This is a genomic window from Paeniglutamicibacter sp. (genome assembly GCF_046714615.1).
GTDB lineage: Bacteria > Actinomycetota > Actinomycetes > Actinomycetales > Micrococcaceae > Paeniglutamicibacter.
The window spans coordinates 1-25,281 of sequence record NZ_JBKKAP010000059.1 but is presented as its reverse complement, the minus strand read 5'-3'; the positions used below and the strand labels follow the sequence as shown (position 1 = coordinate 25,281).

The 25,281-nt window shown below is 64.8% G+C and carries 20 protein-coding genes and 1 pseudogene; 8 read left to right on the top strand and 13 right to left on the bottom strand.

Annotation, left to right across the window (positions count from 1 at the left end; genetic code table 11):
* Positions 1 to 101 precede the first annotated feature (101 nt).
* The 4 genes from ACLQ7E_RS06690 to ACLQ7E_RS06675 all read right to left on the bottom strand — a co-directional run bounded on the left by ACLQ7E_RS06690 (position 102) and on the right by ACLQ7E_RS06675 (position 4,436).
* Positions 102 to 1,337 (bottom strand): ABC transporter permease, encoded by a 1,236-nt coding sequence (locus tag ACLQ7E_RS06690; RefSeq protein ID WP_411731793.1) that lies wholly within the window; start codon positions 1,335 to 1,337, stop codon positions 102 to 104.
* Positions 1,334 to 2,215, bottom strand: a complete 882-nt coding sequence (locus ACLQ7E_RS06685; protein WP_411731792.1) for an ABC transporter ATP-binding protein — start codon at positions 2,213 to 2,215, stop codon at positions 1,334 to 1,336. The genes ACLQ7E_RS06690 and ACLQ7E_RS06685 overlap by 4 nt, the downstream gene beginning before the upstream one ends.
* A 137-nt stretch (positions 2,216 to 2,352) precedes the next feature.
* Entirely contained in the window at positions 2,353 to 3,051 is a 699-nt protein-coding gene (locus ACLQ7E_RS06680; protein ID WP_411731791.1) for a response regulator, read from the bottom strand.
* Entirely contained in the window at positions 3,048 to 4,436 is a 1,389-nt protein-coding gene (locus ACLQ7E_RS06675; RefSeq protein WP_411731790.1) for a sensor histidine kinase, read from the bottom strand. The genes ACLQ7E_RS06680 and ACLQ7E_RS06675 overlap by 4 nt, the downstream gene beginning before the upstream one ends.
* Positions 4,437 to 4,555: 119 nt before the next feature.
* Between ACLQ7E_RS06675 and ACLQ7E_RS06670 the strand changes: the two genes are divergently transcribed.
* Entirely contained in the window at positions 4,556 to 6,391 is a 1,836-nt protein-coding gene (locus ACLQ7E_RS06670) for a glycoside hydrolase family 15 protein (RefSeq protein WP_411731789.1), read from the top strand.
* Positions 6,392 to 6,411: 20 nt separating this feature from the next.
* On the opposite strand, the gene ACLQ7E_RS06665 is transcribed toward ACLQ7E_RS06670, so the two are convergent.
* Positions 6,412 to 7,590: a metallophosphoesterase family protein gene (locus ACLQ7E_RS06665; RefSeq protein ID WP_411731788.1), complete on the bottom strand. Its 1,179-nt coding sequence runs from the start codon at positions 7,588 to 7,590 to the stop codon at positions 6,412 to 6,414.
* Between the two features lie 455 nt (positions 7,591 to 8,045).
* Between ACLQ7E_RS06665 and ACLQ7E_RS06660 the strand changes: the two genes are divergently transcribed.
* Positions 8,046 to 8,420: a VOC family protein gene (locus tag ACLQ7E_RS06660; RefSeq protein WP_411731787.1), complete on the top strand. Its 375-nt coding sequence runs from the start codon at positions 8,046 to 8,048 to the stop codon at positions 8,418 to 8,420.
* A 111-nt stretch (positions 8,421 to 8,531) separates the two neighbouring features.
* Here ACLQ7E_RS06660 and ACLQ7E_RS06655 read toward each other — a convergent pair whose 3' ends face one another.
* Positions 8,532 to 9,809, bottom strand: coding sequence for an MFS transporter (locus ACLQ7E_RS06655; RefSeq protein WP_411731786.1), 1,278 nt, complete (start codon positions 9,807 to 9,809; stop codon positions 8,532 to 8,534).
* Positions 9,810 to 9,951: 142 nt separating this feature from the next.
* On the opposite strand from ACLQ7E_RS06655, the gene ACLQ7E_RS06650 reads away from it, so the two are divergent.
* Positions 9,952 to 10,500, top strand: a complete 549-nt coding sequence (locus ACLQ7E_RS06650; protein WP_411731785.1) for an acyl-CoA thioesterase — start codon at positions 9,952 to 9,954, stop codon at positions 10,498 to 10,500.
* A 33-nt stretch (positions 10,501 to 10,533) separates the two neighbouring features.
* Here ACLQ7E_RS06650 and ACLQ7E_RS06645 read toward each other — a convergent pair whose 3' ends face one another.
* Positions 10,534 to 10,914, bottom strand: a complete 381-nt coding sequence (locus ACLQ7E_RS06645) for a hypothetical protein (protein WP_411731784.1) — start codon at positions 10,912 to 10,914, stop codon at positions 10,534 to 10,536.
* Positions 10,915 to 11,025: 111 nt separating this feature from the next.
* Between ACLQ7E_RS06645 and ACLQ7E_RS06640 the strand changes: the two genes are divergently transcribed.
* Positions 11,026 to 11,889 carry an SDR family oxidoreductase gene (locus ACLQ7E_RS06640; RefSeq protein WP_411731783.1) on the top strand — a complete coding sequence of 288 codons (864 nt, stop codon included), beginning with the start codon at positions 11,026 to 11,028 and terminating at the stop codon, positions 11,887 to 11,889.
* A 260-nt stretch (positions 11,890 to 12,149) separates the two neighbouring features.
* Here the strand turns inward: ACLQ7E_RS06640 and ACLQ7E_RS06635 are convergent, their stop codons facing one another.
* Positions 12,150 to 13,334 carry a PucR family transcriptional regulator gene (locus ACLQ7E_RS06635; protein WP_411731782.1) on the bottom strand — a complete coding sequence of 395 codons (1,185 nt, stop codon included), beginning with the start codon at positions 13,332 to 13,334 and terminating at the stop codon, positions 12,150 to 12,152.
* A 240-nt stretch (positions 13,335 to 13,574) separates the two neighbouring features.
* On the opposite strand from ACLQ7E_RS06635, the gene ACLQ7E_RS06630 reads away from it, so the two are divergent.
* Positions 13,575 to 14,909, top strand: a complete 1,335-nt coding sequence (locus tag ACLQ7E_RS06630; protein WP_411731781.1) for an MFS transporter — start codon at positions 13,575 to 13,577, stop codon at positions 14,907 to 14,909.
* Between the two features lie 49 nt (positions 14,910 to 14,958).
* Positions 14,959 to 16,260, top strand: a complete 1,302-nt coding sequence (locus tag ACLQ7E_RS06625; RefSeq protein ID WP_411731780.1) for an ArgE/DapE family deacylase — start codon at positions 14,959 to 14,961, stop codon at positions 16,258 to 16,260.
* A gap of 679 nt (positions 16,261 to 16,939) precedes the next feature.
* Here the strand turns inward: ACLQ7E_RS06625 and ACLQ7E_RS06620 are convergent.
* The 4 genes from ACLQ7E_RS06620 to ACLQ7E_RS06605 all read right to left on the bottom strand — a co-directional run bounded on the left by ACLQ7E_RS06620 (position 16,940) and on the right by ACLQ7E_RS06605 (position 22,984).
* Positions 16,940 to 18,226: a M20 family metallo-hydrolase gene (locus ACLQ7E_RS06620; protein WP_411731779.1), complete on the bottom strand. Its 1,287-nt coding sequence runs from the start codon at positions 18,224 to 18,226 to the stop codon at positions 16,940 to 16,942.
* A 40-nt stretch (positions 18,227 to 18,266) separates the two neighbouring features.
* Positions 18,267 to 19,934: an amidohydrolase gene (locus tag ACLQ7E_RS06615; protein ID WP_411731778.1), complete on the bottom strand. Its 1,668-nt coding sequence runs from the start codon at positions 19,932 to 19,934 to the stop codon at positions 18,267 to 18,269.
* Positions 19,931 to 21,571, bottom strand: coding sequence for a thiamine pyrophosphate-dependent enzyme (locus ACLQ7E_RS06610; protein ID WP_411731777.1), 1,641 nt, complete (start codon positions 21,569 to 21,571; stop codon positions 19,931 to 19,933). Before ACLQ7E_RS06610 ends, ACLQ7E_RS06615 begins: the two co-directional genes overlap by 4 nt.
* A gap of 90 nt (positions 21,572 to 21,661) precedes the next feature.
* Positions 21,662 to 22,984, bottom strand: coding sequence for an MFS transporter (locus ACLQ7E_RS06605; RefSeq protein ID WP_411731776.1), 1,323 nt, complete (start codon positions 22,982 to 22,984; stop codon positions 21,662 to 21,664).
* A 162-nt stretch (positions 22,985 to 23,146) separates the two neighbouring features.
* On the opposite strand from ACLQ7E_RS06605, the gene ACLQ7E_RS06600 reads away from it, so the two are divergent.
* Positions 23,147 to 24,331 carry a helix-turn-helix domain-containing protein gene (locus tag ACLQ7E_RS06600; protein WP_411731775.1) on the top strand — a complete coding sequence of 395 codons (1,185 nt, stop codon included), beginning with the start codon at positions 23,147 to 23,149 and terminating at the stop codon, positions 24,329 to 24,331.
* 26 nt (positions 24,332 to 24,357) lie between these two features.
* On the top strand, positions 24,358 to 24,936 hold the full coding sequence (locus tag ACLQ7E_RS06595; protein WP_411731774.1) for an antibiotic biosynthesis monooxygenase: 579 nt from the start codon (positions 24,358 to 24,360) through the stop codon (positions 24,934 to 24,936).
* A gap of 79 nt (positions 24,937 to 25,015) precedes the next feature.
* Here ACLQ7E_RS06595 and ACLQ7E_RS06590 read toward each other — a convergent pair.
* Positions 25,016 to 25,281 (bottom strand): annotated as a pseudogene (locus ACLQ7E_RS06590) (diaminopimelate dehydrogenase); the annotation flags it as partial.

The following is a 25,281-nucleotide window of genomic DNA, read 5'->3' as shown; positions in this document are numbered from 1 at the left end:
TCAGGTCAGTGTCCATACACGGCGGTGCCACAAACAGCAGTGGCGCGCGACTCCCATTGTGGGATCGCACGCCACCGCCGCTTGTCTATTCAGGTCTCGGGTTAGTCCTCGAGCTTCAGCGCCTTGCGCCAGGACAGTGCCGAACCTGTCTGCATGATGGCCCTGCGGTAGATGCGCTCACCGAGCAGAACCATGGCCCAGGCCGCCGCGAGGGCGACCGCCAGCGAAGCTATCGGCTCCCACAGCGGAACCTCGCTGCTGAGCAAGCGGATGGGCATGGCCACCGACGAAACAACCGGAATGTACGAGGCGATGACCAGCAGGGATCCCTTGGCGTACATGCCTGTGAACAGCACTGCAACCAGAACCATGATGACCGGGCCGGTGGACTGCTGCAGGTCCTCGGTGCGTGAGGCCATCGCTCCCAACGCCGCCCACACCGCGGCCAGGATCAGGAAGACGGCCAGGAAGAAGGCCAGGAACCAGCCGGAGGTGGCAATGACGACCGAGATGAAAGGGATCTCCGTTGGCATCATGGTCAACGCCAGCAAACCAATGCCGACGAATAGGCACAGCTGGCCCATGGCCAGGATCAGGTTGCCGAGGATCTTGCCTGCCAGCAGCTGGCGGATCGGGATTGCCGTGGCCAGGATTTCGATCACGCGGTTCTGCTTTTCCTCGACCACCGAGTTGGCGATCGGCATGCCGAAGATCATTGCAGACATGTAGAAGAGGAACGAGAAGATGAAGCCCATGACCATGGCCATCGAGTTGCGTTCCTGGTTCCCCTCGAGCAGGACCTGGGTGACGGCGGAACCGGCGGTCAACTCATCGAGGGTGACGCCAAGCTTGCCCGCGTTGAAGTCCAACGCTTGGGCCTCGACCGCATCGGCGAGCAGGGACTGGATGTCGCCCGGCACGTCGTTGAGCCCGGTGAGGCTGTAGCCGTCCGGGGTGGGTGCGAGCACCAGATCAGCATCCTTGGCGTGCAGCGTCCCGAGTGCTGCATCCTCGGAAGCCACCGGCTGGGCGGTCAACTTGATCTTCTGGTCGTTGGTGGCGGCCAGCTCGTTGGCCGAAGCCAGAAGAGCTGCGGTCCTGCCGTTTTCGGCAAAAGCGATCGTCGAAGTGGTGGTCTTGTCTCCCATGATGCCGGCGAACACCACCGAGCCCACGATGAGCGCGACGGTGATCAGCGTGGTGATGATGAACGACTTGTCGCGGACCTTCACCGTCACCTCGCGCAGGGTCACGATCAACCACGGCGCGCCCTGCTTTTCGGCCGCAGGGGCTTGGAGAGGTGCGGCAGCTGGCTTGTTGCGTACATCGGTGCTCATCGGATGACCTCCCGGTAGATTTCTGCCAACGAGGGACGTTGCGGGGCGAATTCGGTGACTGCCCCGCGGTCGACCGCGGTGCGCAGGACACGCTGGGCCGTGGCGTCATCGGCGAACTCGACCAGGGCCCGCGGGCCGGCGACATCCACGACGCTCACGCCGGGCTGTTCGCGCAGCCACCCGGCATCCGGCGGGGTTACCACCACGTGCTTGGCGCTGGCGCGTGCCCGCAGGTCCGCAGCCGTTCCGGAGGCCACGATCTTGCCCCCTGCAAGCACCACCAGGTTGTCGCAAAGCTGGTCGATCAGATCCAGCTGGTGGCTGGAGAACAGGATGGGCACCCCGGTGGCCGCGCGCTCGGCCAGCAGCGAGGTCATTGAATCCACCGCCAGCGGGTCCAACCCGGAAAACGGTTCGTCCAGCACCAGCGCCGTGGGGTGGTGCATCAGTGATGCGGCGACCTGGACGCGTTGCTGGTTGCCCAGCGAGAGGGATTCGAGCTTGTCCTTGGTCCGGTCGGCGATGCCGAAGCGGTCCAGCAGGTCAAGGGCCTCGGTGCGGGCGTCCCCGCGGCTCATGCCGTGCAGCTGCCCCAGGTATTGGAGCTGGTCCAGGACCTGCTGCTTGGGGTAGAGCCCGCGTTCCTCGGGCATGTAGCCGAAGCGTGCCCGGTCGGCATCGGCGATCTGCGTGCCGTTGAAGTACACCGACCCGGAGTGGGACTTCAGCACACCCATGATGATGCGCATGGTGGTGGTCTTGCCGGCGCCGTTGGCTCCGACGAACCCGGTCATGCCGTCGGCGGGGACGGAAAACGACACATCGTCTAGCACCGTCCGATCCCCGAAGCGCCGGGTGAGACTCTTGACTTCCAACATGGTAATTCGATCCTCCGGTTTGCGCGGCGCCAGCCTGGGGGCGGGCCTGATCCCGTCTTCCAATCTATGCCGCGGCATGGGTTTCAAGGATCGTTCAAAGGAATGAAGTTCGGCCTCGACGTGGGATCGCGTCGGGCTCAGGCCTCCATCGAAGGGATGAGCCCGGCACGGTAGGCGAAGACCACGGCCTGGACCCGGTCCCGCAGTCCCGCCTTGGCCAGGATGTTGGACAGGTGCGTCTTGACCGTGGCTTCCGAGACGTAGAGCGTGGTCGCGATTTCCGCATTGGACAGTCCGCCGGCCAACTTGACGAGCACCTCGCGTTCCCGCGCGGTCAGCCCATCGAGGATCCGCTGGTCTTGTGGATCCGGAACGCCCGCCGGGGACTGGACCTGCGTCGGTTCCGGTCGCGCGGCCGCAGTGCCTCGCTGGATGATGCGCAGCGTGACCTCGGGGGCGAGCAACGCCTGTCCGCCGGCGGCGGCATGGACGGCCTGGATGATCACCTCGGGTTCGGTGTTTTTCAGCAGGAACCCGCTGGCCCCGGCATCGATGGCGGCGAAGAGGTAGTCGTCGCGGTCGAAGGTGGTCAGCACCACGACCTTGGCGCGGGTTGCGGCCGTGATCTGCGCGGTGGCGCCGACCCCGTCGAGCACGGGCATCTGGATGTCCATGAGCACCACGTCGGGTTGCAAGTCCAGGGCCGCTGCGACGGCGGACTGTCCGTCGGCGGCCGTGCCGACCACCTCAAGCGCCTCGTCGGTGCCCAGGATTAATTCCAGGGAGGAGCGGATCAGTGGCTGGTCGTCGCACACCAGGATGCGGATCTTGTTCATCGGTCTCTTCCGTTGTCCATAGTTGAAAGTGATGATGTGTTCAGGGCGCGCAACCGGGCGCGGGTGCGCCAGCCGCTGGGGGAGCGCGGTCCGATGTCCACCAGCCCGTGATGCAGCTCGGCGCGTTCGCGGATGCCGCGCAGGCCAAATCCGCCGCCTGCCGTTCCGGGCCGCGGGCTGCCGTCGTCGGTGACCTCGACCTCAACCCATTCCCCGGTGTCGTCGCGACCGCTGCGCAGGGACAGGACCGCGGTGCGGGCCGTGGAGTGCTCGCGCACGTTGGCCAGGGACTCGGCGGCGATCCGGTAGAGCGCCAGGCCCAGCCCGGCACCGACCTCGTCCAGGAATCCCACGCGGTGCTCGACCACGATCAATTCAACCCGCACCCCGGCGCGACCCGACTGCTCCACCAGCGCGGGAACCTCGGCCAGGGTGGGTTCCGGGGAACGTTGGGTTCCCGCCTCGCCCGATTCCTCGGCGTCCACTGCCTCGTGCCGCAGCACGCGCAGCAGCGACCGGGTTTCGCCCACCGCTTGGCGAGCGGAGTCCTCGATGCCTCGCATCAATTGCGCCGCCCGCTCCGGATCCCGGGGTTGGACCATGCGTGCGGCGGCTGCCTGCACCCCGACCGCCGAGATGTGGTGGGCGACCACGTCGTGCAGTTCGCGGGCAATGCGCAGGCGTTCGTCGATCACCGCGCGGCGGGCCAGCTCGAGGGCTTGCTCCGTTAGCTTCTCGGCCTGGTCCACCACCACTCCGTGCTGCCAGGCACCGCGCCACGACATCATTCCCAGGTAGATGGCCCCGCCGAAGTAGAAGAGGTTCACCAGGAAGTTGTAGCCGGCATAGGCGATCACCGGGTCGATGAAGCCCGAGGTCTCGATGGCCATCGGCAGGTCCAGCTCCGTGCCGAACACCAGTTTGGCGTTGGTGATTCCCACAACCAGCCACAGGAACATGGCCAGGATGACACCGGTCAGTGCGAAGCGCAGGGCGCGCCTGTCCCGCGCCCAGGTGACTGCCGAATAGAGCCCGACGAAGTAGGTGATCTGCGGCGCCAACTGCATCATGACCGCCGGCATCCAGATCCCGAATCCCATGAACATCGCCGAAAGAACCAGCATCGAGCCGATCGGGAAGCGACGGCGAACCGCCAATGGGGCCGTCAGCGCGCACATGGCCAGATAGCTTGGCAGCCTGTCCGGAGCATTCTCGGCGGGGGCAAAGCTGAGCACCATTTCCATGCCGATCAGCGCGGCGGCCATGACCAGCAGCGTCACCCAGACATCGCGCCGCAGCAGCCCACGCGTCGGCTGTGGGCGCTCCCATTCCTCGGGCGGAAACTCGCCGGGCAGGAAGTGTTGGCGCAGGGCCAGGAATTTCATGGTTCGTCCTCGGGGCACATAGCCGGTCATCATCCCACCATTGAACCTATCGCATGGCCAGCATCCCTCAAGCCCTTGTTGCCGCGCGGGAGCCAAAATACCTTGTCTGGAAGCGGCAAATGCGATTGGGTGGGGCCATGGGCACTTTGATCGAAGACTATGCGCTGCTCTCAGACCAGCGCACTGCGGCATTGGTCTCCCTCCGCGGCTCGGTGGACTGGCTGTGTTTTCCCCGTTTCGACTCGGGGTCTGTCTTCGCCGCCTTGCTGGGCACCAGGGAAAACGGCCGCTGGTTGCTGGCACCGCTTGAAGGTGAAGTGATCAGCCGCAACTACCTGGATTCCTCCTTTGTCCTGCGCACGCTGTGGGGCAGCGATACCGGGCAGGTCCTGGTCACGGACTTCATGCCCATGGGCAATGGCGGATCCAGCATCATGCGCCGGGTGGAGGGACTCTCGGGGTCCATGAAGTTTGAGCACGAACTGGTCATCAGGTACGACTACGGCCAGGTGCTGCCGTGGGTGCGGCGCAACTTCGACCCGGTGCAGGGCACCGAGTCGCTGGTTGCAGTCGCCGGCCCGCATGCGGCGGTGCTCCACGCCACCCGGCTTCCCAAGGCCAAGCACCATACCCACCGCGACGAATTCGAGGTGCGGGCCGGGGAAGTCTATGACTTCGAGTTCGCCTGCTACCTGGGCCATGCGGGGATTCCCGCGGCGAACGACCTGGGCCTGGCCATGACACAGACAGCCCGCCACTGGCGTGAATGGGCGGCCAAGATCCCGCCGCACGGTGACCACGAAGCGCTGGTGCGCCGCTCGCTGCTGGTGCTCAAGGCGCTGACGCACCGTGAGACCGGCGGCATCGCCGCCGCCCCGACGACCTCGCTGCCCGAGTTCTTCGGCGGCGAGCGGAACTGGGACTACCGCTTCTGCTGGTTGCGCGATGCCGCACTGACCCTGCAGGTGATGATGACCCACGGCTACGAGCAGGAGGCCCTGCAATGGCGCGACTGGCTGTTGCGGGCCATTGCCGGCGACCACCACACGGTGCAGGTGATGTACGGGGTCGCCGGCGAGCGCGAGCTGCCCGAACGCATCCTGCAGCACCTGCCCGGCTACGGCGGGGCCAAGCCGGTACGCATCGGGAATGCGGCAGTGCGCCAATACCAGGGGGACGTGGTCGGGGAGGTCATGGTGGCACTGGATGAGTTGCGCACCATGGGTGGGCACGAGGACCACTTCTCCTGGCCGCTGCAAAAGGCGATGATCGCGGACGTGATCGCCAACCTCGAGCGCAGGGACCACGGCGTGTGGGAAATGCGCGGGGACCCCGAGTACTTCACGCATTCGCGGGTCATGATGTGGGCGGCCCTGGAGGCAGGGGTGCGGGCCGTGAGGCACCACGGCCAATCCGGCGATGTGAACAGGTGGGAGGCCGCACGCGATGCGCTGCGCGCCGAGATCCTGGAGAAGGGATACAACGCGGAACTGAACTCGTTCACGCAGACCTACGACAACACCGAGGTCGACGCCTCGTTGCTGGTACTTGCCCAGGTCGGGTTCGTCGACTACGGGGACCCCCGCATGCTGGGCACCGTGGCGCGGCTGGAAAGCGAGCTGTTGGGCCAACACGGCTTCGTCCGGCGCTACCGGACCGAGGCCGGGACCGACGGGTTGCCGCCGGGGGAGTACACGTTCGTGGTCTGCACCTGCTGGCTCATCGAACAGTATGCGCATTCCGGGCGCATCGACGATGCCCGGCGGCTTCTTGCGAAGCTCGCCGGGATCGTCAACGACGTCGGGCTGGTGGCCGAGGAATTCGACCCGGTCTCCGGTCACATGGCCGGGAACTTCCCCCAGGCACTCTCGCACCTGGGGCTCATTCGTGCGGCCGATGCCATCGAGGAGGCGGCGGGGACACGTCCGGCCAGGCCGCGCCGCGGCCCGAAGTAGGGCGCTGTGGGTTTCCGCCGTTAGCGCTGGGGCAGGGGCAGCGGCTCGGCCAACGGCTGGCCCTTCGGATCCATGTCGATCCCGTAGTCCTTGGCGAAGAGGGTGCGGGTGCCGGAGTACACGCCCTCGTGCTTTTCGTCGAGTTCAAAGACACGCGCGCCGCGCAGGCTGTGCTCCTGCGCACCGCCCATGCCATAGGTGCCGAACCCGGTGCCGGGGCCGTAGCCCAGCTCGATGCCGTAGTAGTCGCCCATGAAGGTGTTGATGTGGTCGTGACCGCAGTACGCGCCGCGCACATCGCCGCGTTCCTGCATGGCGGCGAACAGACCCGAGTTGAATGCGCCGACGTAGACGTCCTCGTTCTTCACGCCCACGATTCCGTGCTTCGTCACGGCCTTGGCGTGGTCAGCGTCGTTGGAGGTGAACTGGGAACCGAACCACATGTGGTGGTGTTCCCACAGCGGGATGTGGAAGAACATCAACGACGGGATCTTGCCGTGCCGCACCTCGGTGGCGCGGGAGGTCTCACGGTACCAATCGATCTGTTCAGGGCGGATCCAGTCGTAGGACATCAAGCCCTCGAAGTCCTGCCCGGCGATCTTGTCGGGGGCGTAGCGGCCCGAGTCCAGCAGCCAAACGCCGAAGACCGGCTTGCTGCTGCGCGACGAGGCGATGAGCAGCTGGGAATTCGAGGAGCCAAAGGTCTCGTCGTCCTTGGTGTTGACGTTGTAGTCGTAGCCGTGCACGAACTCGAGGATCTTCGCCTCGGTCATCTTCGTGCCGTTCGACAGGGAATCCTCGTCGTGGTTGCCGAAGGTCAGGGCCCACGGGATCTTTCGGGATTCCATGGGCTGGACGACGTTGTTGATGGCCTGCTTGACCTCCGTCGCGGAGATGGGGGAGCCGTTGATGACGTCTCCGTTGATCAGGACGAAGCCCGGCTTCTCGGAGTCCAGCACGGCGTCCATGAGCTCGAGGGTGCGTCGGTCGGTCCGCGGCCCGTCCTGGGTGTCGTTGAACTGGACTACCTTGAACTTGCCGTCCTGGCCAAACTTCAGTTTTGCGCTCGCCGGCGACCCCTGCTTCTTGGGAGTGACGGCTGCGGCCGGACGGGCCCCGGCGGCCAGGATGCCGGTGAATGCGGCGGCCGTGCCACCGAGCAGAATGCCACGGCGGGGGACGGAAGAAGGGGTTGTCATGGTGCGCCTTTCAAACGGGTTTCGACCAGAGGGGATTATCGAACGCGATGGCTCGAGGTCGTGAACTAGACCTTAGGGAGGATTGGTGTCCGAAAGGTTAAGCCTTGGTGGCCCCCGAGTGCCGGAGGGCCAAGGAGTGAGCGCGGATGCGCCTAGTCACCCGACAGGCATCGAGGTTTTTGAAGGGTTCTCCCCTTGAAACCGCGCTTTCGCAGCATGCAAGAATTCTTGGTGTGCACAGATGAGCAGAGACTGAGGGAGGCCAAGGCCACACACGTTGTCGCCACAACATGGCGATTGGAGGTCCTGCCCCGAGCCTTCGGTGGTGACGATCTTGCGTGCAGCAAGAGCCCTTCCGTATCGGGCGCACACTCACCTTTTTCCATTGCCTGGCACGTGGGCCAGGCGTTGCCTTAGTCCTTCTGATTCACCGAATCGAGAAGTTGGAAAACACCATGAGCATTTCCTTCAACCACACCATCATTGCCGCCAAGGACCGCGAGGCTTCGGCACAGTTCTTCATCGATCTCACTGAGGCCCACCGGATCGTCAGATGGAGTCCCTTCACCAACATCCAGCTGGACGACGGGGCCATGCTGCAGTTCGCCGAACCGCCCATCGACTTCCCGCCGCAGCACTACGCATTCCTGGTCGACGACGCGCACTTCGACCGCACCTACGCGCGGATCCGGGAACGCGGCATCGAGCATTGGGCCGACCCGCAACGAACCCGCCCGGGCCAGACGAACACCGAACACGGCGGCCGAGGCGTCTACCTTCTGGACCCGGCGGGCCACTACATAGAGTTCATCACCCGCCCCTACCTGTAGCGACGGGCTGCCAGGGCCGGTGGCAGAAGCCGCTGCAGCTCCTGGAGGGGCGGGAAACCGGGCGGCGCCTGCGGCTTGCCGGCACCCGTGTGCCCGGCAATCCGACGCAGGTCAGGCGTCCGTCGGTTGTGGTGCCGCTTCACGATCGAGGGGATGCTCGATCTCGTCCCGGTACATTCGTCCGGCGAACCAAGCCACAACACCGATCACCGGCGAAGCCACGCCCGCCACCACGAAGATCGTCCACAAGGGAATGACCTCGGCAAGCGGCCCGGCCAGGGCCATGGACACCGGCATGAGCGCCAGCGAGACGAAGAAATCCAGCGAGGAAATCCTGCCCAGCATGTGGTGCGGCACCCGGCGCTGCAGCAGCGTGCCCCAGATGACCTGTCCGAGTCCGCCGGTGATGCCCGGGATGACCATGATGATTGCCAGCGCAAGCGGCGTGCTGGTGAGCCCGATCAAGGCCATCGGCAGCGTGCCGAAACCCCAGAACATGATCATGAAGGTGAGGTAGCGCCTCGGCAGCGGGAAGGAAGAGGTCACCATCGAGCCGATGGCGCTGCCGATGCCGTAGGCGGCGAGCATGAACCCGAAGGTCTTGGCGTCCCCGCCCAGCTGTTCCTCCACGACGAACGGCAGTAGCACCTCGATGGGGCCAATGAAGCTGAGCACCGAGACGACGGCGAAAAGCAGGGTCCAGAGCAGCCACGGGGTGCCCACGGTGTACCCGACGGCCTCGCGCAGGTCGGCCAGGACGCTCGGGCGCTTCTGGTTGGGTTCCAGGTGCGCGTCGTAGGCCTTGTGGTGCCCCAGCATGTTCAGGACCACGAACGCGACAAGGTGGCAGGCGGCGATCCCGAGAACCGCCATTGACGGATTGAACGAGGCGACCAGCACGCCGGCAATCGCGGGGCCGGCGGCCTGTTGCAGCACCGGGCGGAACATGCCCTCCATGCCGTTGGCGGCCAGCAGGTCCTCGGCCGGCAGGATGCGGGGCAGCAGCGCGGAATAAGCGGGGAAGAAGAACGCGGCGCCCGCACCCTGGATGAAACCGGCCACGGCCAGGTGCCAAAGCTCCATGGCGCCGGTCAGCGCCAGGATCGCCACGGTGGTCATCACGGCCAGCGAGACGGCCTCGACAGCGATGATGATCTTCCGGCAACTGACCCGGTCGGCGGTGATGCCGCCAACGAGCACGAAGCCAAGCAACCCCAGCGATGTTGCGGTGGCCACCACCGAAAGCTGGGCGGGGCCGCCGCCCAGGTGCTTGACCTGGTAGACCATGGCCACCGCCCACATGCCATGGGCAAACACACTGATGGCCATCGCGATCAGGAGGATACGGTAGTCGCGGTGGGCGAAGGGTCGTAGCGCGCGCGGGGCCATGGGTGGGTCCTGGAGGTGGGTGCGGAGGGTGGAAACACGGTGGTGTCCGTGATCAATCTTGAGGTAACCCATTGATGAATGTCAATCACTGCCTGCTGTGAGCTGGGTGACAGTAAAGTTACCCATGAGTAGGATGGGTTTCATGCATGCACTCCTTCGTCTCCTGATTCTGCTGTCCACGGCCCGCAAGCGCCCCAAGCTCTCCATGTTCGAGACCTCCTCGGTGCCGATGCGCGCCCTGCTCACCGACATCGACATGGCCGGGCACATCAACAACGGGATGTACTTTTCCCTCTTCGACCTGGGCCGCTTCGACCTCATGGTGCGTGCGGGGGTGTGGGACGAGATGAAGAAAAACAAGTGGACGCCGGTGGTCCAGTCCGAGACCATCACCTTCCGCAAGTCCGTGGTGTTCAACCAGAAATTCACGCAGGAAACCAGGATCCTGGGCATGGACGAAAAATCCATCTACTTCGAGCAGCGGATGGTCGTCGACGGCGAAATCTATGTGCAGGCCACCATCGCCACGCGTCTGCTGTCCAAGGAGGGCCCGGTGGCCAACGAAAAGATCCTTGCCACGATGGGGCTCGGCCCTCCGGAGGACCTGGTTCTTCCCGAGTGGGTGGCGCGCTGGCGCGCGGACACGGCATTGCCGGGCGCGCGCAGGCCTGCCCCGCACCTTTGGGTCTAGGGCGGATCCCGGAGGGCCCCAAGCCCCTGGGCCTCAGCGTTTCGGGATGTGGGTCACCAGCGACTCGGCCGCGTTCACGACCTGCTGTGCGTGCATCTTCGCGATGAAGTCCAGTGGACGGTCCTCGTCAAGCAGCGGGTTGGCGGTCTGCAGCCATGCTGCCGCCGCCCCCGGATCCTCCAGGCTTTGCAGGGTCAGCCACACCCGGTAGCCAAGGCGCAGGCGTTGTTCCGTCACGGCATCCAGCTCGGTGCCCTCCGGATGGGCCCAGCGGTGCGGGGCAGTGCGGTCCGTGGTCCCGGACAGCACCTGGACCTGGGGTGCGCCGATGGCGTCAATGAGGGTGCGGACAAGATCGTGGATGTCTGCCCGTGTTGCTTCCACATACACGGCGCTGTGGTTCAACGTTTTCATGCTTCCAGCATCGCCCCGCCGCGCCCGGAAATCCATGCCCGGAGACACATCGCCTGCCCGTGCCCGGGCGGCTTCCTATGCCGGGGCCGGGTTCAGTGATGGAATGTAACCATGAAGCTCATTCCGCCACCGCTGGCCGTGACCGGGTCCACCGGGGAACTCGGCGGCAGGGTCGCCGCGCTGCTCAGTGCCGCAGGCGTGAAGCAGCGCCTGCTGGCCAGGACCCCGCGCAAGGCGCCGCCGCTTGACGGTGCCACGGTGCTGCAGGCCGCCTACGAAAACACCTCGGCCACCCGCACCGCGTTGGCGGGGGCCGAAACAGTGTTCATGGTTTCCGCGTCTGAAAGCCGGGAGCGGCTGGATCAACATTGCGACTTCGTGGATGCCGCAGTGGAGGCCGGGGTGCGGCACCTCATCTACGTCTCGTTTGTCGGTGCCGCCCAGGATGCCGTGTTCACCCTGGCCCGCGACCACTACGCCACCGAGGAATACATCCGGGCCTCCGGGCTCCACCACACGTTCCTGCGCGACAACTTCTACGCCGATTTCCTGCCGGACCTGGTGGGGGAGGACGGGCTCATCCGGGGGCCGGCCGGCGACGGCAAGGCCGCAGTGGTTGCCCGGTTCGATGTTGCCCGGACCGCCGCGGCGATCGTGCGCGCACCGCAGAAGCATGTCGGTGCGACCTACGAGCTGACCGGACCCGAGGCCCTGTCGCTGGCCGAGGTCGCTCGGCTCCTCAGCGACCTCGGCCCGCGCCGTGTCACCTATGTGAACGAGAGCGTCCAGGAGGCCTACGCCTCGCGGGCCTCCTACGGCGCCCCGCCGTGGCAGCTCGACGCCTGGGTCTCCACCTACTTGGCCATCGCCGCCGGCGCCCTGGAAAGGGTCAGCGGCGACATCGAGCGGATCACCGGGGAACCGCCGATGTCCCTGGCGCAATTGCTGCGATCCGCGCGGGCCGGAACAGCCTAGGCCGAGGGGCAGAACGGCGTTGGCGGCTGTCACAGTGACCTTAGGAAATTTAGCGCCGGATGGCTTGATTTGGGCGACTGCCGACTAGTGGTGAGAACTTCAGAGTTGCACAGTTCTTTTTGCTCGCTGCTCGACCGTTTCCGGCCTCTGGTCCCTTTCCCTTCCCGATTGGGGGGCCCTGCTGCCCGACCTCGCTGGGTGATCGACTTATCGGGGTCGAGCAGGATTCAATCAATATATTGACGTTGAAAACCCTGCATTCACATCGCCCGTCGATTCTTCATGTCACCGCAGGAAAGAGCGATCTGTATGTAGGCGGCATCGACTGGTCTGGTCGGGTCGAATCCTGTGACTTGTTCAAACCTGCCGAGTCGGTTCAGTACCGTGTTGCGGTGGCAGTAGAGATAATCAGCTGTGGAACTTACTTTTCCGAAACGGAAATATCCGCGTACGGTTTCGACAATCGCTTCGGCTTCGTGTTCCGGAAGACCTTCCAGCCCAGCCAGAATAGATCGCGCTAGCGTTTCCCCCACTTCCCCGAGACGGGCAGCCGCGATCTGGGACCACGCGTCACGAAGCGTGATGGGAGACGGGGGCGGATTACCCACGCAGGCGGCCATGTCGGCGGCTATCCTCCATATTCTTGGAATATCTGCGAAGGAACGGGCGACAGGCGAGACAATGCATTGTTGCGTCTCTATCCATGGTGGAATCGTCGCCTGCTCGCGGGAGGGGAAATCCAAAAGGAGGAAGAGCGAACCGTCTCGTTCATAAAGGCTCTTCAGAGCGTTGGCCCGGGTGGCCGCCGCCCGGAAATCCTGTGAGCTGGTGTCCAAGGAGAGAATAATGAGGAATGCGCCTTGGAGGCTGAGGTTGAGTGACCGTGCAGTTTGGGCCAGCTGATGTTGATCATCCGGGGTCGAGGACAAAAGCCGGTGAAGGTGATACGCCTTCTCTTGCTCCCGCTCACGAGCCATGCTGGCGCGTTCGTTCATGTACCCGGTGTGCACGCCAATGGTATGGAATTCAACAGCTTCCCAGACGGATACTGCACCGCGGGTGAAATCTGCGAGCCTTTCGGCGGGCACATGCCGCAACATGGCCGTCCACAGGATTCTGAAATCCATCCGGACCGCTTTGAGCAGAGTTTCAATCGGCACACCCTGCTGGGCCCTCCGCTGGCCGATCGATTCTGAAAGACTGGTCAGCTGCCGCCTCAGGGGCAACCCACCGATGAGACACAGCAACAGCTCAAGTGACGCGGTGGCAGTGTCATACAGGTCTTCCGACGCTACGGTGGACGGCTCATAGCCGCTGATCTCCCTGACCTCTGCAACATAAGCCTCTGCCAAAGTATCGATCTCCGCCAGGCACAATTTTACGACTGCAAGTACTGACGGCGTAGCTAAGGGGAGATTGGGCAATCTGTACCGTTCGTTCGACATTTGCCCATTCTAGAGGCTGATACGGGTGTGTTTATCCATTGCCGCAGCCCCCTTACAAACGCCATTCTTGAATGGAAGCCCTAAAAAATTAGGCAATCGAGCGGGATACTTGCTCGCACGGCCCATCAGGGTTCTCCGGGGGGCATTAGCAATTTGCACAACAGAGTATTTTTCGATGGTGTTTTGGTCATCCTCGGAGCACCGGCCAAGAAATACGACACAGAGTAAACGGAGTTTTTCATGCAGGCATCAGAGAACGTCGAGCAGAACGTAGCAGCGGAGAGCGGGCCCGTAAAGCTTGGCAGCCATGATGCGGGGAGGATCGCACGGGCCGCGTTCGTCGGCACGGCGCTGGAATGGTACGACTATTTCCTATTTGGTACCGCGGCGGCCATCGTCTTCAACCGGCTCTTTTTCACGACTTTGGATCCGGGGGCGGCCACGTTGGCGGCCTTTGCCACCTTCGGCGTGGGCTTTGCCGCCCGCCCAATCGGGGCGGTCCTGTTCGGCTACATCGGTGACCGCATGGGTCGCCGCCCGGCGCTTCTGATTACCATCGTCATGATTGGCGTTGCGACCGGGCTCATCGGTCTGCTCCCGGATTTCGGCAGCATCGGTCTGGCCGCACCTATTGCCCTCGCAGTGCTCCGGCTGGTTCAAGGTCTTGCTGTGGGTGGCGAGTGGGGCGGGGCCATGACTATCGCCATCGAGCACGCGCCGATCGAGCAACGTGGACGTTACGCCGCGCTTGTTCAGATAGGATCGCCCGTTGGCACACTCATGTCTTCCGGGGCGTTCGCTTTGGTGCTTTTGCTGCCACCATCCGACTTCGATGCCTGGGGATGGCGCATTCCATTCCTTGCGGCCTTTCCGTTGCTGCTCGTTGCCCTCTACATTCGTCTCAAAGTCGAAGAATCGCCGATCTTCCAGGACCTTGTCAAGCTTGAGAATAAGGCAAAAATTCCTGCGCTCGACATCTTCAGGCATGCCTGGGGTCGACTCCTCGTCGCGGTTGCAGCCGCGCTCCTTGGCGTGGGCGGCTTCTACATCATGACTACGTTTGTGGTCAGCTACGGTGCCAATACCCTGGGCCTCGATAGGGGGCTCATGGTCAATTCCACCCTTGTCGCCTCGGTCGTCCAGATTCCCGTGACTATCCTTGCTGGCCGCCTTGCGGAACGCGTGGGTCCCGGACGCATGGTCTTCTGGGGCGCCTTGGCGACAGCCGCCGGAGCCTTCCCGCTGTTCTGGCTCATCGACAGTAAGAACCCCGCTGCCGTCGTCTTGGCCGTGACCCTGGGAATTGCCTTGGTAACTCTCGCCTACGCGGTGACCGGCGCCCTACTTACCGAACTTTTTCCCCCAAATCTTCGCTATAGCGGGGTGGCCCTCGGGTACAACATTGCAGGTGCCATCACCGGTTTCCTCCCACTCATTGCCATCGCACTTCTTGCCACCTCCGGTGGCGCGTCGTGGACGGCGGCGACTCTGCTGATAGTCATATCTCTGATAACTGCCGTCGGCGGATTCTTCGGCGAACGCCTCCGAGTGAAGGACAAAGAGCTTGTCAGCTAAGCGAACCTCAGCCACACCGAATCTTCCCAACTCTACAAAGGAGCCAGGCATGCTCAACCAAGACCACAAAGATCGAATCACCGCCGCCGTTGACGCCGCATTCGACCAACAACTCCACTTCACAGGTGAACTAATCCGGCATCCCTCCGTACGGACGGAAGAAGGAAGCGCGCAAGACTTCCTCTACGCGGCGATGCGTGACCGAGGGTTTGCGATGGACCGGTGGGAGCTGGACGAGAAGGCACTCAAAGAGCACATCGGATACGGGCCGAGCACCGTCACGTATGACGGAGTAACCAACGTCGTAGGCACGTTCACGCCCGAGATGGAGAGGGGGAAGTCACTCATACTCAACGGCCACGTTGACGTGGTTCCCGTCGGTCCCGAGGACCAATGGAATCGCTCACCTTGGGACGCTGCCATCATCGACGGATGGATGTACGGTCGCGGCAGCGGCGATATGAAGGCCGGACTGGCGGCCAACCTATTCGCCTTTGACGCGGTTCGCGCAGCCGGGCTCATCCCCACCGGGACGATCCATTTCCAGTCCGTCGTGGAGGAAGAATGCACAGGAAACGGTTCGCTGTCCGCGCTAATGCGCGGTTACACAGCCGATGCCGTGATCATCCCCGAACCGGAAGAAAACATGCTGGTGCGAGCGAATGTTGGGGTGATCTGGTTCAAGGTGCGGGTTGCGGGAAAGCCAACGCACGTTCGGGAGATGAGCGAGGGATTTAACGCAATCGATGCTTCCTATACGGTCATGGAAGCACTTCGTCGTTTGGAAACAGAGTGGAATGCAGAAAGGGATGAGCACCTCTACTTTGAGAACGTCGAGCACCCCATCAATTTCAACTTCGGCCTCATTCGAGGCGGAGACTGGCCCTCCAGCGTGCCGGCTTGGTGTGAATTCGACGTCAGGGCAGCGCTCTATCCGGGCGTTCCCGCCGAGAAAGCTTGGAAGGCCATCACCGATTGCCTCCAAGAATCGTCAAAGTCCTTGGGCACCGCCGATGCTGAAGTAACGGCAAACAAAACTGGGTTCTTTTCTGAAGGCTACGTACTGGAGGAAGGAAGCACAGCCGAGTTGGTCCTGGAACGTTGCCATCAAGATGTCTTCGACACGCCCTTGGAGACGTTCACGACCCCCGGTTACCTTGACGGGCGGGTCTTCACTCTCTACGGAAACATGCCGACCCTCGTCTATGGGCCCATTTCGGAAGCCATCCACGGATTCGACGAACGCGTCAATATCGAATCCGTTCGCCAAATTACCAAATCAATCGCCTTGTTCATCGCCGAATGGTGCGGCGTATCCGAAGAGGAGGCCAGAACCCAGAATCGCATCTAAGCACCGGCTAAACAGCAGCACGGACCCGTCTCGATCCGGTCTCAAGAATCTCGGGACGAAGCTCCAGTGTGCGTGGACTGGACTCGGCTTTAGCCCAGCCCATCAACCTCGACTCCGTCCCTGACGCGATAAGCCATGACGGGTTTCCCCGAATGCAGCAACGCTCCCGATAACGGATTTTTTGGGAGCGTTGCTGCATATTTGTTAACTTCAGGCATGACTTGTCAGCCGCCGCCAACAAATTTGAATGGTGCCAACTTAACCTGCCTGTCGCCAGTGATCTTGAAATCTGACAGTCGGGTCCCCAAAGCCTCGCTGGTCGGCACCGTGTCCCCGGGCAATCTGGCCGCGAATGGCTTGAGCAGGGCCCCTGCTGCCCAGAGGGGGCAAACCCGGGGCCGGGATTCCTGGGGCAGTGGTCGGGCCCCACTCGCCTATCCGTTGCCGGATTCGCCCGTTGCCCATGCACCTGCATGAAGTTATGGCAGGAGGAAGGCAACTTCTTCGCAAAGACCGCATTCTCCAGCTCGTGCGGCACCAGAAGCTTGCCCTGGATTCCCAGTGCTGCCTCCGGCGTCTTATGGATACCTCAAGTCAGCGTTTCCGGATGCTGGCCCACGCTGTGTGCGAGAAGCCATGCGGCCGGCAAGCGGCGGGCCGCACGACGTACGTGGCGTGATCAGCGCACGAGAGACGAATCCGCCGCGGATTCCCGCCCATTCTCTGCGGGGGACACGAATTCGCCGCGCACCACGCGCAGGAGCACCTCGGTGAGCAGGTCCACGCCGTCGAGCATGTCAGCATCGTGGGTCAGCTCGCGTTCGTTGTGGCTGATGCCCTCGACGCTGGGAACGAACAGCATGATGGTCGGGACGATGTCCTTCATGTTCGTTGAATCGTGTCCCGCGAGGGTGCGCACCACGCCGTGGCTCAGGCCCAGCGACTCGGCGGCCTCGGCGGCCAGCTTCAGCCCTGCCCGGTCGTAGGCCTTGGCGCCCCAGACATGCTCGGCACCGCGCTCGATCCGAACGTTGGCCATCTTCTCGATCCGCGCCACGCGGGCGTGCAGGTCGGCATCCGCCGCGGCAAGCACGTCGGGGTCGGTGGACCGCACATCCACCAGCAGGTTCACGCGGCTTGCCACCACCACCGGGGAGTTGGGGAAGACATTGAACTCGCCGCAGGAAGTGATGACCATGTGCTCGTCCGTGGAGTGTTCCAGGGCGATCTCGCGGGCGGCAACCACCAACGCGGAGGCCCCCAGCAGCGCGTCCTGGCGATCGGCGATGACCGTCGCGCCGGTGTGCGCCTGGTCGCCGTGCACCACGAACTCGTACTTGTTTGCGCCCCACGTCGATTCGACCAGCCCGATGCTCAGCCCGGCATCTTCCATGGAGCGACCCTGCTCGATGTGGATCTCCACGTAGGCGGCCACGGGAAGCTCGAGGTCGCCGATGGTGCCGATGGCTTCGAGTGCCTCACGCACCGTGACGCCCTGGGGGTCGGTGGTTTCCAGCACCTGGGCGGCCGGGAGCTTGCCGGTGTAGACGGAACTGCCCATCATCGAGGGCTTGAACCTGCAGCCCTCCTCGTTGAACCAGTTGATCACCACGATGTTGAACTGCGCCTCGTCACCGGCCAGGGATTCCTGGACGCGCTTGGCCGCGTGCGCCCCGGCCAACACGCCGTAGGCACCGTCGAAGCGGCCGCCCAGCGGCTGGGAATCAAGATGGGAGCCTACGGCGATCCACGGGGCGCCGGGGGCCAGCTCGAGCATCGAGTACTGGTTGCCGACCTGGTCGTAGTGCACGGTGAAGCCATGCCCCTCCACCAGGCCGCGGAACCAGTTGCGGTTCTGCCCGTCGGCCACGGTGGCGGCCTGGCGCTCCACGCCTCCACCGGCGGTCGCGCCGTGGCTGCTCATCGAGGTGAAATCGGCAAGGAATGCGCTGTTGTTCGAGGTCATGATGTCTCCTGCTAATTGGTTGGGCGGCGAGGTAGGGGGCTCAGGCGTTTGCCGGCACGTTGGCGGCGGAGCGCGCGTAGCTGGCCTTTCCGCCAACGAAGGTGCCCAGGACCTGCAGCGCTGCAATGTCAGTGGCGCGCAGCGGGGATTCGGAAAGCACCACGAAGTCAGCGAGCTTGCCGCGGGCCAGGGACCCGCGGTCGGCGAACAGGCCGGTGGCCTTGGCGGCGTTCACGGTGTAGAGGCGCAGCGCCTCCAGCGGGCTCAGGCACTCGGCCGCTCCGCCCAGAATCTTGCCCTGCTCGGTCTTGCGGTCAACTGCCGAGGCCATGGCCCGGCGCACGTTGTTGTCCGCCACCGGCAGGTCCGAGCTGCCCGCCGCCAGGACCCCTGCCTCCAGCAGCGACTGGCCGCGGTAGAGCCAACCCTCGCGCTCGGGGCCGACGAGCTTGGCGAACTGGTCGCCGAGCGGGCCGATGAACGAGGCCTGCGGGGTCACCGCAATGCCGTGCAGGGCGACGGCCTCCACCTGGTCGGGGCGGGCGATGCCGAAGTGCTCGATGCGGTTGGGCAGCGCATTGGGGCCGTGCTTTTCCTGCAGCCCGGAGATGATCTCGATGGCCAAATCGATGGCCGCATCGCCGATGGCATGCAGGGCCACGGGCCAGCCTGCGCGGTAGGCGGCCGCGATCCGTTCCCGGTAGGACTGCGGGTCATCGAGCAGGTAGCCGGTGTTGTGCTGGTGCCCGCAATAGTCCTCGGTCACCGCCGCGGTGGCGCCCAGAAGCGATCCGTCCATGAACACCTTGACGGGGCCCAGCGAGAGGTGTTCGTTGCCGAAGCCTGCCCTGATGCCCAGATCCAGCCCCAGCCCGATACCGGTGCCGTGGGCGTCCTCGGCGTGCGATTCCTGCCCGCGCAGCGCATCGAGAGCCGGCATGAGCTGGGCGCGGGCATGGAGCTTCCCTGCGGCCAGCGCCTGCTGGTAGGCGGTGATTTCGATGGGGGAGTGGCCGATCCAGCCGCCGCCGATGCCGGCCTCGGTGAAGGAAGTGATGCCCTCGGCGGCGTAGCGGTCGGTCGCGGCATCCAGGGCGCCGACGATCTGGTCCACCGAGTAGGGCAGTAGCATCTTCTGGATGATTCCCTGGGCCGCTTCCTCGACCAGACCGGTGGGAGCCCCCTGGCCATCGCGCACCACGGCGCCGCCCACGGGATTGGCGAAGTCCGGCTCCAACGCCCCGGCCAGGGCGAGGGTGGCGGTGTTGGTGATCGAGGCGTGGCCCGAGACGTGGCGCAGGTACAGCGGGCGGTCCCCGGTGATCGCGTCGAGCCGCTTGATGTCGGGGAACAGCCCCTCGTGGTTCTTGTGGTTGAAGCCGGTGCCGTTGAGCCACACGCCGGGCTTGGGGGCCAGCCGGTGCATTTCGGCTTCGAGCAGGGCATAGAGTTCCTCGAGCCCGCGTGCCTCCGAGAGGTCCAGTGCCGAGAGCCCCAGTCCCCACCAGGTGGTGTGGCAATGGGCGTCGATGAAACCGGGGGTGATGCAGGCGTCGCCGAAGTCCTCCGTGCGATCTGCGGTGCAGCCAGCCAGGTCCTCGTCGAACCCGACGATGCGCCCGGAGATGATCCCCATTTCGCGGGCAGTGGGGCGCGCGTCGTCCATGGTCAGGATGGTGCCGGCGCGCACCAGAAGATCGAGTCTCATGCCGAGACCCCTGCGCGGTGCGCCACGGTGCCCGGGCCCATGGTGGAGGGATCGGTCTTCAGGTGGAGCACCGCCGGCAGGCCGCTGGCCAGGGCCCGTTCAAGCGCCGGGGCGAATTCGGCGGTGGTTTCGACGAATTCGCCGTGCCCGCCGAAGGACTCGATCCACTGCGCGAAGTTCGGGTTGTCCATCGCCGTGCCCGAGGGCCGCTGCGGGTAGTGCTGCTGCTGGTGGGCCACGATGGTGCCGAAGATGCCGTTGTCAGCCACGATGACCAGCGGGGTCCCGCCGTGCGCGAAGGACACCGCCAGTTCCTGGGCGTTCATGAAGAAGTCCCCGTCCCCGCAGACGGCCACGACGTGGCGCCCCGGGTGCATGATGCTTGCCGCCACCGCAGCGGGGACCGAGAGCCCCATCGCGCCGTTGCGCGGGCCCACCAAGGAATTTGGTCCGTGGTGGGACAGGTAGCGGTGGCCCCAGAGCGTGGCGTTGCCGGCGCCGTAGGTGAGGATCCGGTCCTGATCCAGCGCGGATTCAAGGGCCTCGAACGCCAGCCCCAAATCCACCCCGGTGCCGCCGTCGGGTCCCGGGGCCGTGAAGGCCAGTTGTTCGGCGCGCAGCGTGTCCATCCACAGGGGGCCGCGGGTTCCGCGCAGCGTGTCGCCGGCGGGAAGGGCGGAGACGAGCCCGGCGGGGGTCACTGCCAGGTGGGCGTCGATGCGTCCTGCATGGCCGACCAATTCCGCATCGTTGGAGACAACGATGGTGGGGGTGTCCAATGCCGCCTTGTAGCCCTCGGAGAGCACATCGGAGCGGGTGCAGCCGATGAACACCAGCAGGTCGGCGTCGTTCAGGGCGGCCACCGTGCGCTCGGCCCTGCCGTAGCCCAGCCAGCCGGCGTAGGCGGGGGAGTCGTGGTCGATCGCGTCGTAGGCGCGCCAGTCGGTGAGCACCGGGACGTGGGCGGCGGCGGCGAAGTCGGCCAGCACCCCCGAGGTGGCGGTGTCCCAGCCGTCCCCGCCGACGATGATGGCAGGGCGCTGGGCGGTACCCAGCATCGTGGCCAGGGTCCCGAGGCCGGAGGCGCTCGGGGCCGCATCGGGCAGCGGGAGGATCGCGGGGACGGGCGAATCCGTCAGGCGGACCAGGACGTCCTCGGGCAGGCCCACCACCACGGGTCCCGGGCGGCCGGTGGAAGCCAGGCGCATGGCGCGGGCCACCAGGTCCCCGGCCTGGTGCTCGTCGTCGAGCACAAAAACGCCCTTGGCGGTGGTGGAGAACCAGCCGCCCAGGCTGAACTCCTGGAAGGAATCGCGGCCGCGGTCGGCCAGCGGGATCAACCCCACGAAGAGCACCATGGCCGTGGCGTCCTGCCAGGCGGTGTGGATCGCGATCATGGCGTTGGCTGCACCCGGGCCGCGGGTAACCATGGCAATGCCGGGGGTTGAGCCCAGCCGGCCCTCGGCCAACGCCATGAAGCCGGCCCCACCCTCGTGGCGGGTGACCACGGTGTGGATCGAGGAGTCGTGCAGGCCGTCGAGGACATCGAGGTAGCTTTCCCCAGGTACTGCGTAGACGCGACAGACGCCCTGTGCCTCGAGGGTCTTGACGATGAGGTGTCCGGCTGACATGGTCATGGGCTCTGTTGTTCCTTTGCGGTGGAGCGTGAAGAAAGGTGGAGATCCGTCTGGGCCCCGCACGGGGTGCGGGGCCCGGACGGCGGGTGGCTAGTGCTTGAAGCCGGGCAGGTCGACGCTGAGGCGAGGGGCAATGACCCCTGCAACCGCGGTGAACAGCGAGAGGAAGATGAGCATGGCGGCCGCCGGCCACCAGTGGTTGGAGGCCGCCGCGACCAGGGCGGTGGCGGCCAGCGGGATGAACCCGGAGATCATGCCGGCGGTGTTCTGCGCGAAGCCCACGCCGGTGTAGCGGGTCTTGGCCGGGAACAGCCCGGTGAGCACCGTGCCGGAGGCCGCATAGGGCAGCGAGAGCGCGGCAACGGCCAGCGTCATGCCGCCGATGACCAGCACGTCGTTGCCGGAGGCAATGAGCAGGAAGGCCGGCCAGGCGATGATGGCGGAGAAGATGCCGCCGTAGGTGATGACCTTGGAGGAACCGAAGCGCTCGCCGAGGCGGCCGCCGAGGATCAACACGGGGATTTCCACGACGGCGGCAATGATTCCGCCGAGCAGCATCAGCGAGCGCTCGTATTCCAGCACGTTGACGCCGTACCAGACCACAAACGCGGTGACCAGGTAGAAGCCGCCGATGCCCAGCATGCCGGCGGCCATGCCGATGATGATCTGCTTCCAGGATTCCTTCAGTGTGGTGCGGATCGGGGCCTTTTCGGTCTCGCCCTTTTCCATCAGTTCCTTGAAGACTGGGGACTCGTCGAGGCGGCTACGGATGTACAGGGCCACCAGCAGCATCGGGATCGCGGCCAGGAACGGGATGCGCCAGCCCCAGGCGTCGAAGCTCTCCTTGGAGAAGAACACCGTCATCAGGAAGAAGCCGCCGGAGGAGAGGATGGTGCCGATCGGCGAGCCGATTTGCGGCAACGCCGCGTAACGGGCACGGCGGTGCAGCGGGGCGTTTTCCACCACGATGGTCATGGCGCCGGACCACTCGCCGCCGACGAACAGGCCCTGGGCGATGCGCAGCAACACCAGCAGGATCGGGGCGCCGATGCCGATGGCGGCGTAGGTCGGCAGCAGGCCGATCAGGCCGGTGATAATGCCGATGCCGACGATGGTGACCATGAGCGTCTTGCGGCGCCCGATCTTGTCTCCCATCACGCCGAAGATCATGCCGCCGATGGGGCGGGCCACCAGTCCCACGCCGAACGTGGCGAAGGCTGCCATGGCGGCCGCGGTGGCATTTTGGCTGGCGAAGAACTGGACGTTGAAGACCAGTGCCGCGGCGGCGCTGAAGAGGAAGAAGTCGTACCACTCCATGGCCGTGCCAATGAGGGCGCCAATGGCAACCTTGGTGGCCTCCTTGTCGGAGATCTGCCGTGTTGCACCCGCTTCGAGTGTTCCAGTGTGGGTCATGGGATTATCTGCCTGAATCTCAAGGGGAAGGCCGTTGCGTCGCTGCACGCCATCCGTATGGTGGGGACGTCATATATCTTGCCAAGGATTGGCGGTGACATGGCGCACGTTTCACAACGAGTTCCATGCCACAAACGGTGCAAATGCACATATTATGGGGGAATGTTAACGCCAGATTTCCCGGGAATCACACAAAACGACCAATCCGACGATGCGCGGCGCTGGGTCGCGCTCTTGGAGGGACTGGACATCGGGGAACTGACCGACGAATTCATTGAACGCCTCGGTGCCGTTCCCAGCTACGCCAGCTCCCCGCTGCCGGTCAGCGAAATCAGGCGCACGGGCAGTGCCTCCTTCGAGGCGCTGATCCTGGCGATGAAGGCGGACAACGATGAGCCGGACTACCTGCGCGAACGCAGTGCCATCGCACTGGACGTGGGGGTCTCCCGGGCTAGGGCCGGCGTTCCGATCGAGGCGCTGATGACGGCGATCCGGCTGGACTTCTCGGTAATCTGGGAAGCCATCACCGGCATTGCCGAGCCGGGGGACGCACAGCTGCTGGTCGGGCACACCGCCCGGGTCTGGGAGGTCGTCGACGGCTACGCGGGGGAAACCCAACGCGCCTATGTCGACGAACTTGCCAGGATCCAGGCGGAGGCGGCCAGCATGAGGCAGGGTTACCTGGCGACGCTGTTCAGCGAGAAGAACCTGACCCCCGCGGAATTGGATCGGATTGCCGAGGAGCTGGGCCAGGACCTGGAAACCGAATACGTCGTGGCAGTCGCTTCGTGGGACCACATCCCCGCACTGCGTCTGGCTTTGGCCAATGCGCATGCCGGCGGCCAGGTGTTTACCTACTCAAGGGCCGATGCCCTGGTGGTCTTCTTTCCGCTGGGGCTTCGTGCAGGATCCGGGGCGCAACGGCTTTACGCGAGCCTTGAACGGCTGACCTGCGGATTGTTGGGCGAGGGCTGCACCTTGGAACGGGTTCCGCAGGCGGCGGCGGTGGCCGCCTCGTTGGCGAAGCTGCTGGAGCCGGCGGAACAGGGCGCCATGACCTGGACGCGGGGCTGGGCGCGCATGGCCAGGCGCGAGCTCGACAGGGCGGGGGCTCCTGGACTCGGCGAGGTCGAGCGGGCCCTGGAAAAATGCGGAACGACCGAACGCCGCCGCCTGGGCGCGGCGGTGGAGGCCTACCTGGAGACCGGCAGCATCTCGCATGCCGCGGACCGCTTGTATTGCCACCGCAACACCCTGATGAACCGGCTGAAGCGCTTTGCCCAGCTCACCGGCGTGGACCCCACGATTCCGGTCCAGGCGGCGCGGCTGGTGGTGGGTTGGGCGTAGGCGGGGGAGGACGTTAGATTATGGGCATGCCACAAGCGACGCCCATCACCGTCTCCATCACCCGGACGGTATTGCCCGAACACCACCGACGCTTCAACGCCTGGGTCCAGGCTGGCCAGGAACTGGCCCGCGAATGGGACGGTTACCTCGGATCCGGTTGGATCCGCACCGCGCCGGATTCCAACGAATGGCATGTGCTTTACCGTTTCTCCTCGGCCAAGGCGCTGGCCGCCTGGGACGAATCGGCAGAACGGCGCTGGTGGATGGACAGTGCGGCGGAGCTGGTGGAAATCACCAAGGTGGAACACCGCACGGGGATCGAGGGTTGGTTCGAGCAGCCCGGGGACACCACCCTCACGATTCCCGACATCGTGGTTCCCCCGCGCTGGAAACAGGCGGTCAGCATCTTCCTGCCGTTCTTCCCGCTGAGCCTGCTGTCCAACATCCTGCTGATGCCGCTGCTGGGGGACTGGCCGCTGGTGTTGGCCGTGTTGCTGAACATCTGCATCCTTACCCCGCTCATGACTTACATCTTCCTGCCGGTGACCACCAGGTTGCTGCGGCCCTGGCTACAGCAACCGCGCAGGGACAGACCCCCAAGGTAGCCGCCGGAAGTCGACACGGGCGCACGGGAACAGACCGGAGGGGCCGACCCCGCACGCCTTGCGGTCCGGGCGGTGCCGGCTACAGCAATTCGGCGCGCAGCTGTTCCGGGGACTTGGGGGAGAGCAAGCCCGGGGCCACGTCAAACACGGTCTTCGCGCCGATCTGGCCCGCCTGGTTCATCCTGTGCACCGCGCGGGCGTAGGCCACCAGCACGCTGGAGGTGAACTCCGGGTTGGACTGCAAGGAAAGCGAATACTCGATGACCTGTGCATGCTCATCGGTGGTGTTACCGCTGCGGAAGACGAAGCCGCCGTGGGGCATCGCGGTGTGCTCGGAAACCAGGG

Coding starts and splice junctions, on each gene's coding strand:
- ACLQ7E_RS06625 (WP_411731780.1), top strand. CDS start 14,959: ATGCTCAACCAAGACCACAAAGATCGAATCACCGCCGCCGTTGACGCC.
- ACLQ7E_RS06615 (WP_411731778.1), bottom strand. CDS start 19,934: ATGAGACTCGATCTTCTGGTGCGCGCCGGCACCATCCTGACCATGGAC.
- ACLQ7E_RS06595 (WP_411731774.1), top strand. CDS start 24,358: ATGCCACAAGCGACGCCCATCACCGTCTCCATCACCCGGACGGTATTG.
- ACLQ7E_RS06675 (WP_411731790.1), bottom strand. CDS start 4,436: ATGAAATTCCTGGCCCTGCGCCAACACTTCCTGCCCGGCGAGTTTCCG.
- ACLQ7E_RS06630 (WP_411731781.1), top strand. CDS start 13,575: ATGCAGGCATCAGAGAACGTCGAGCAGAACGTAGCAGCGGAGAGCGGG.
- ACLQ7E_RS06640 (WP_411731783.1), top strand. CDS start 11,026: ATGAAGCTCATTCCGCCACCGCTGGCCGTGACCGGGTCCACCGGGGAA.
- ACLQ7E_RS06650 (WP_411731785.1), top strand. CDS start 9,952: ATGCATGCACTCCTTCGTCTCCTGATTCTGCTGTCCACGGCCCGCAAG.
- ACLQ7E_RS06670 (WP_411731789.1), top strand. CDS start 4,556: ATGCGATTGGGTGGGGCCATGGGCACTTTGATCGAAGACTATGCGCTG.
- ACLQ7E_RS06660 (WP_411731787.1), top strand. CDS start 8,046: ATGAGCATTTCCTTCAACCACACCATCATTGCCGCCAAGGACCGCGAG.
- ACLQ7E_RS06620 (WP_411731779.1), bottom strand. CDS start 18,226: ATGACCTCGAACAACAGCGCATTCCTTGCCGATTTCACCTCGATGAGC.
- ACLQ7E_RS06690 (WP_411731793.1), bottom strand. CDS start 1,337: ATGAGCACCGATGTACGCAACAAGCCAGCTGCCGCACCTCTCCAAGCC.
- ACLQ7E_RS06610 (WP_411731777.1), bottom strand. CDS start 21,571: ATGACCATGTCAGCCGGACACCTCATCGTCAAGACCCTCGAGGCACAG.
- ACLQ7E_RS06645 (WP_411731784.1), bottom strand. CDS start 10,914: ATGAAAACGTTGAACCACAGCGCCGTGTATGTGGAAGCAACACGGGCA.
- ACLQ7E_RS06665 (WP_411731788.1), bottom strand. CDS start 7,590: ATGACAACCCCTTCTTCCGTCCCCCGCCGTGGCATTCTGCTCGGTGGC.
- ACLQ7E_RS06685 (WP_411731792.1), bottom strand. CDS start 2,215: ATGTTGGAAGTCAAGAGTCTCACCCGGCGCTTCGGGGATCGGACGGTG.
- ACLQ7E_RS06600 (WP_411731775.1), top strand. CDS start 23,147: ATGTTAACGCCAGATTTCCCGGGAATCACACAAAACGACCAATCCGAC.
- ACLQ7E_RS06655 (WP_411731786.1), bottom strand. CDS start 9,809: ATGGCCCCGCGCGCGCTACGACCCTTCGCCCACCGCGACTACCGTATC.
- ACLQ7E_RS06605 (WP_411731776.1), bottom strand. CDS start 22,984: ATGACCCACACTGGAACACTCGAAGCGGGTGCAACACGGCAGATCTCC.
- ACLQ7E_RS06680 (WP_411731791.1), bottom strand. CDS start 3,051: ATGAACAAGATCCGCATCCTGGTGTGCGACGACCAGCCACTGATCCGC.
- ACLQ7E_RS06635 (WP_411731782.1), bottom strand. CDS start 13,334: ATGTCGAACGAACGGTACAGATTGCCCAATCTCCCCTTAGCTACGCCG.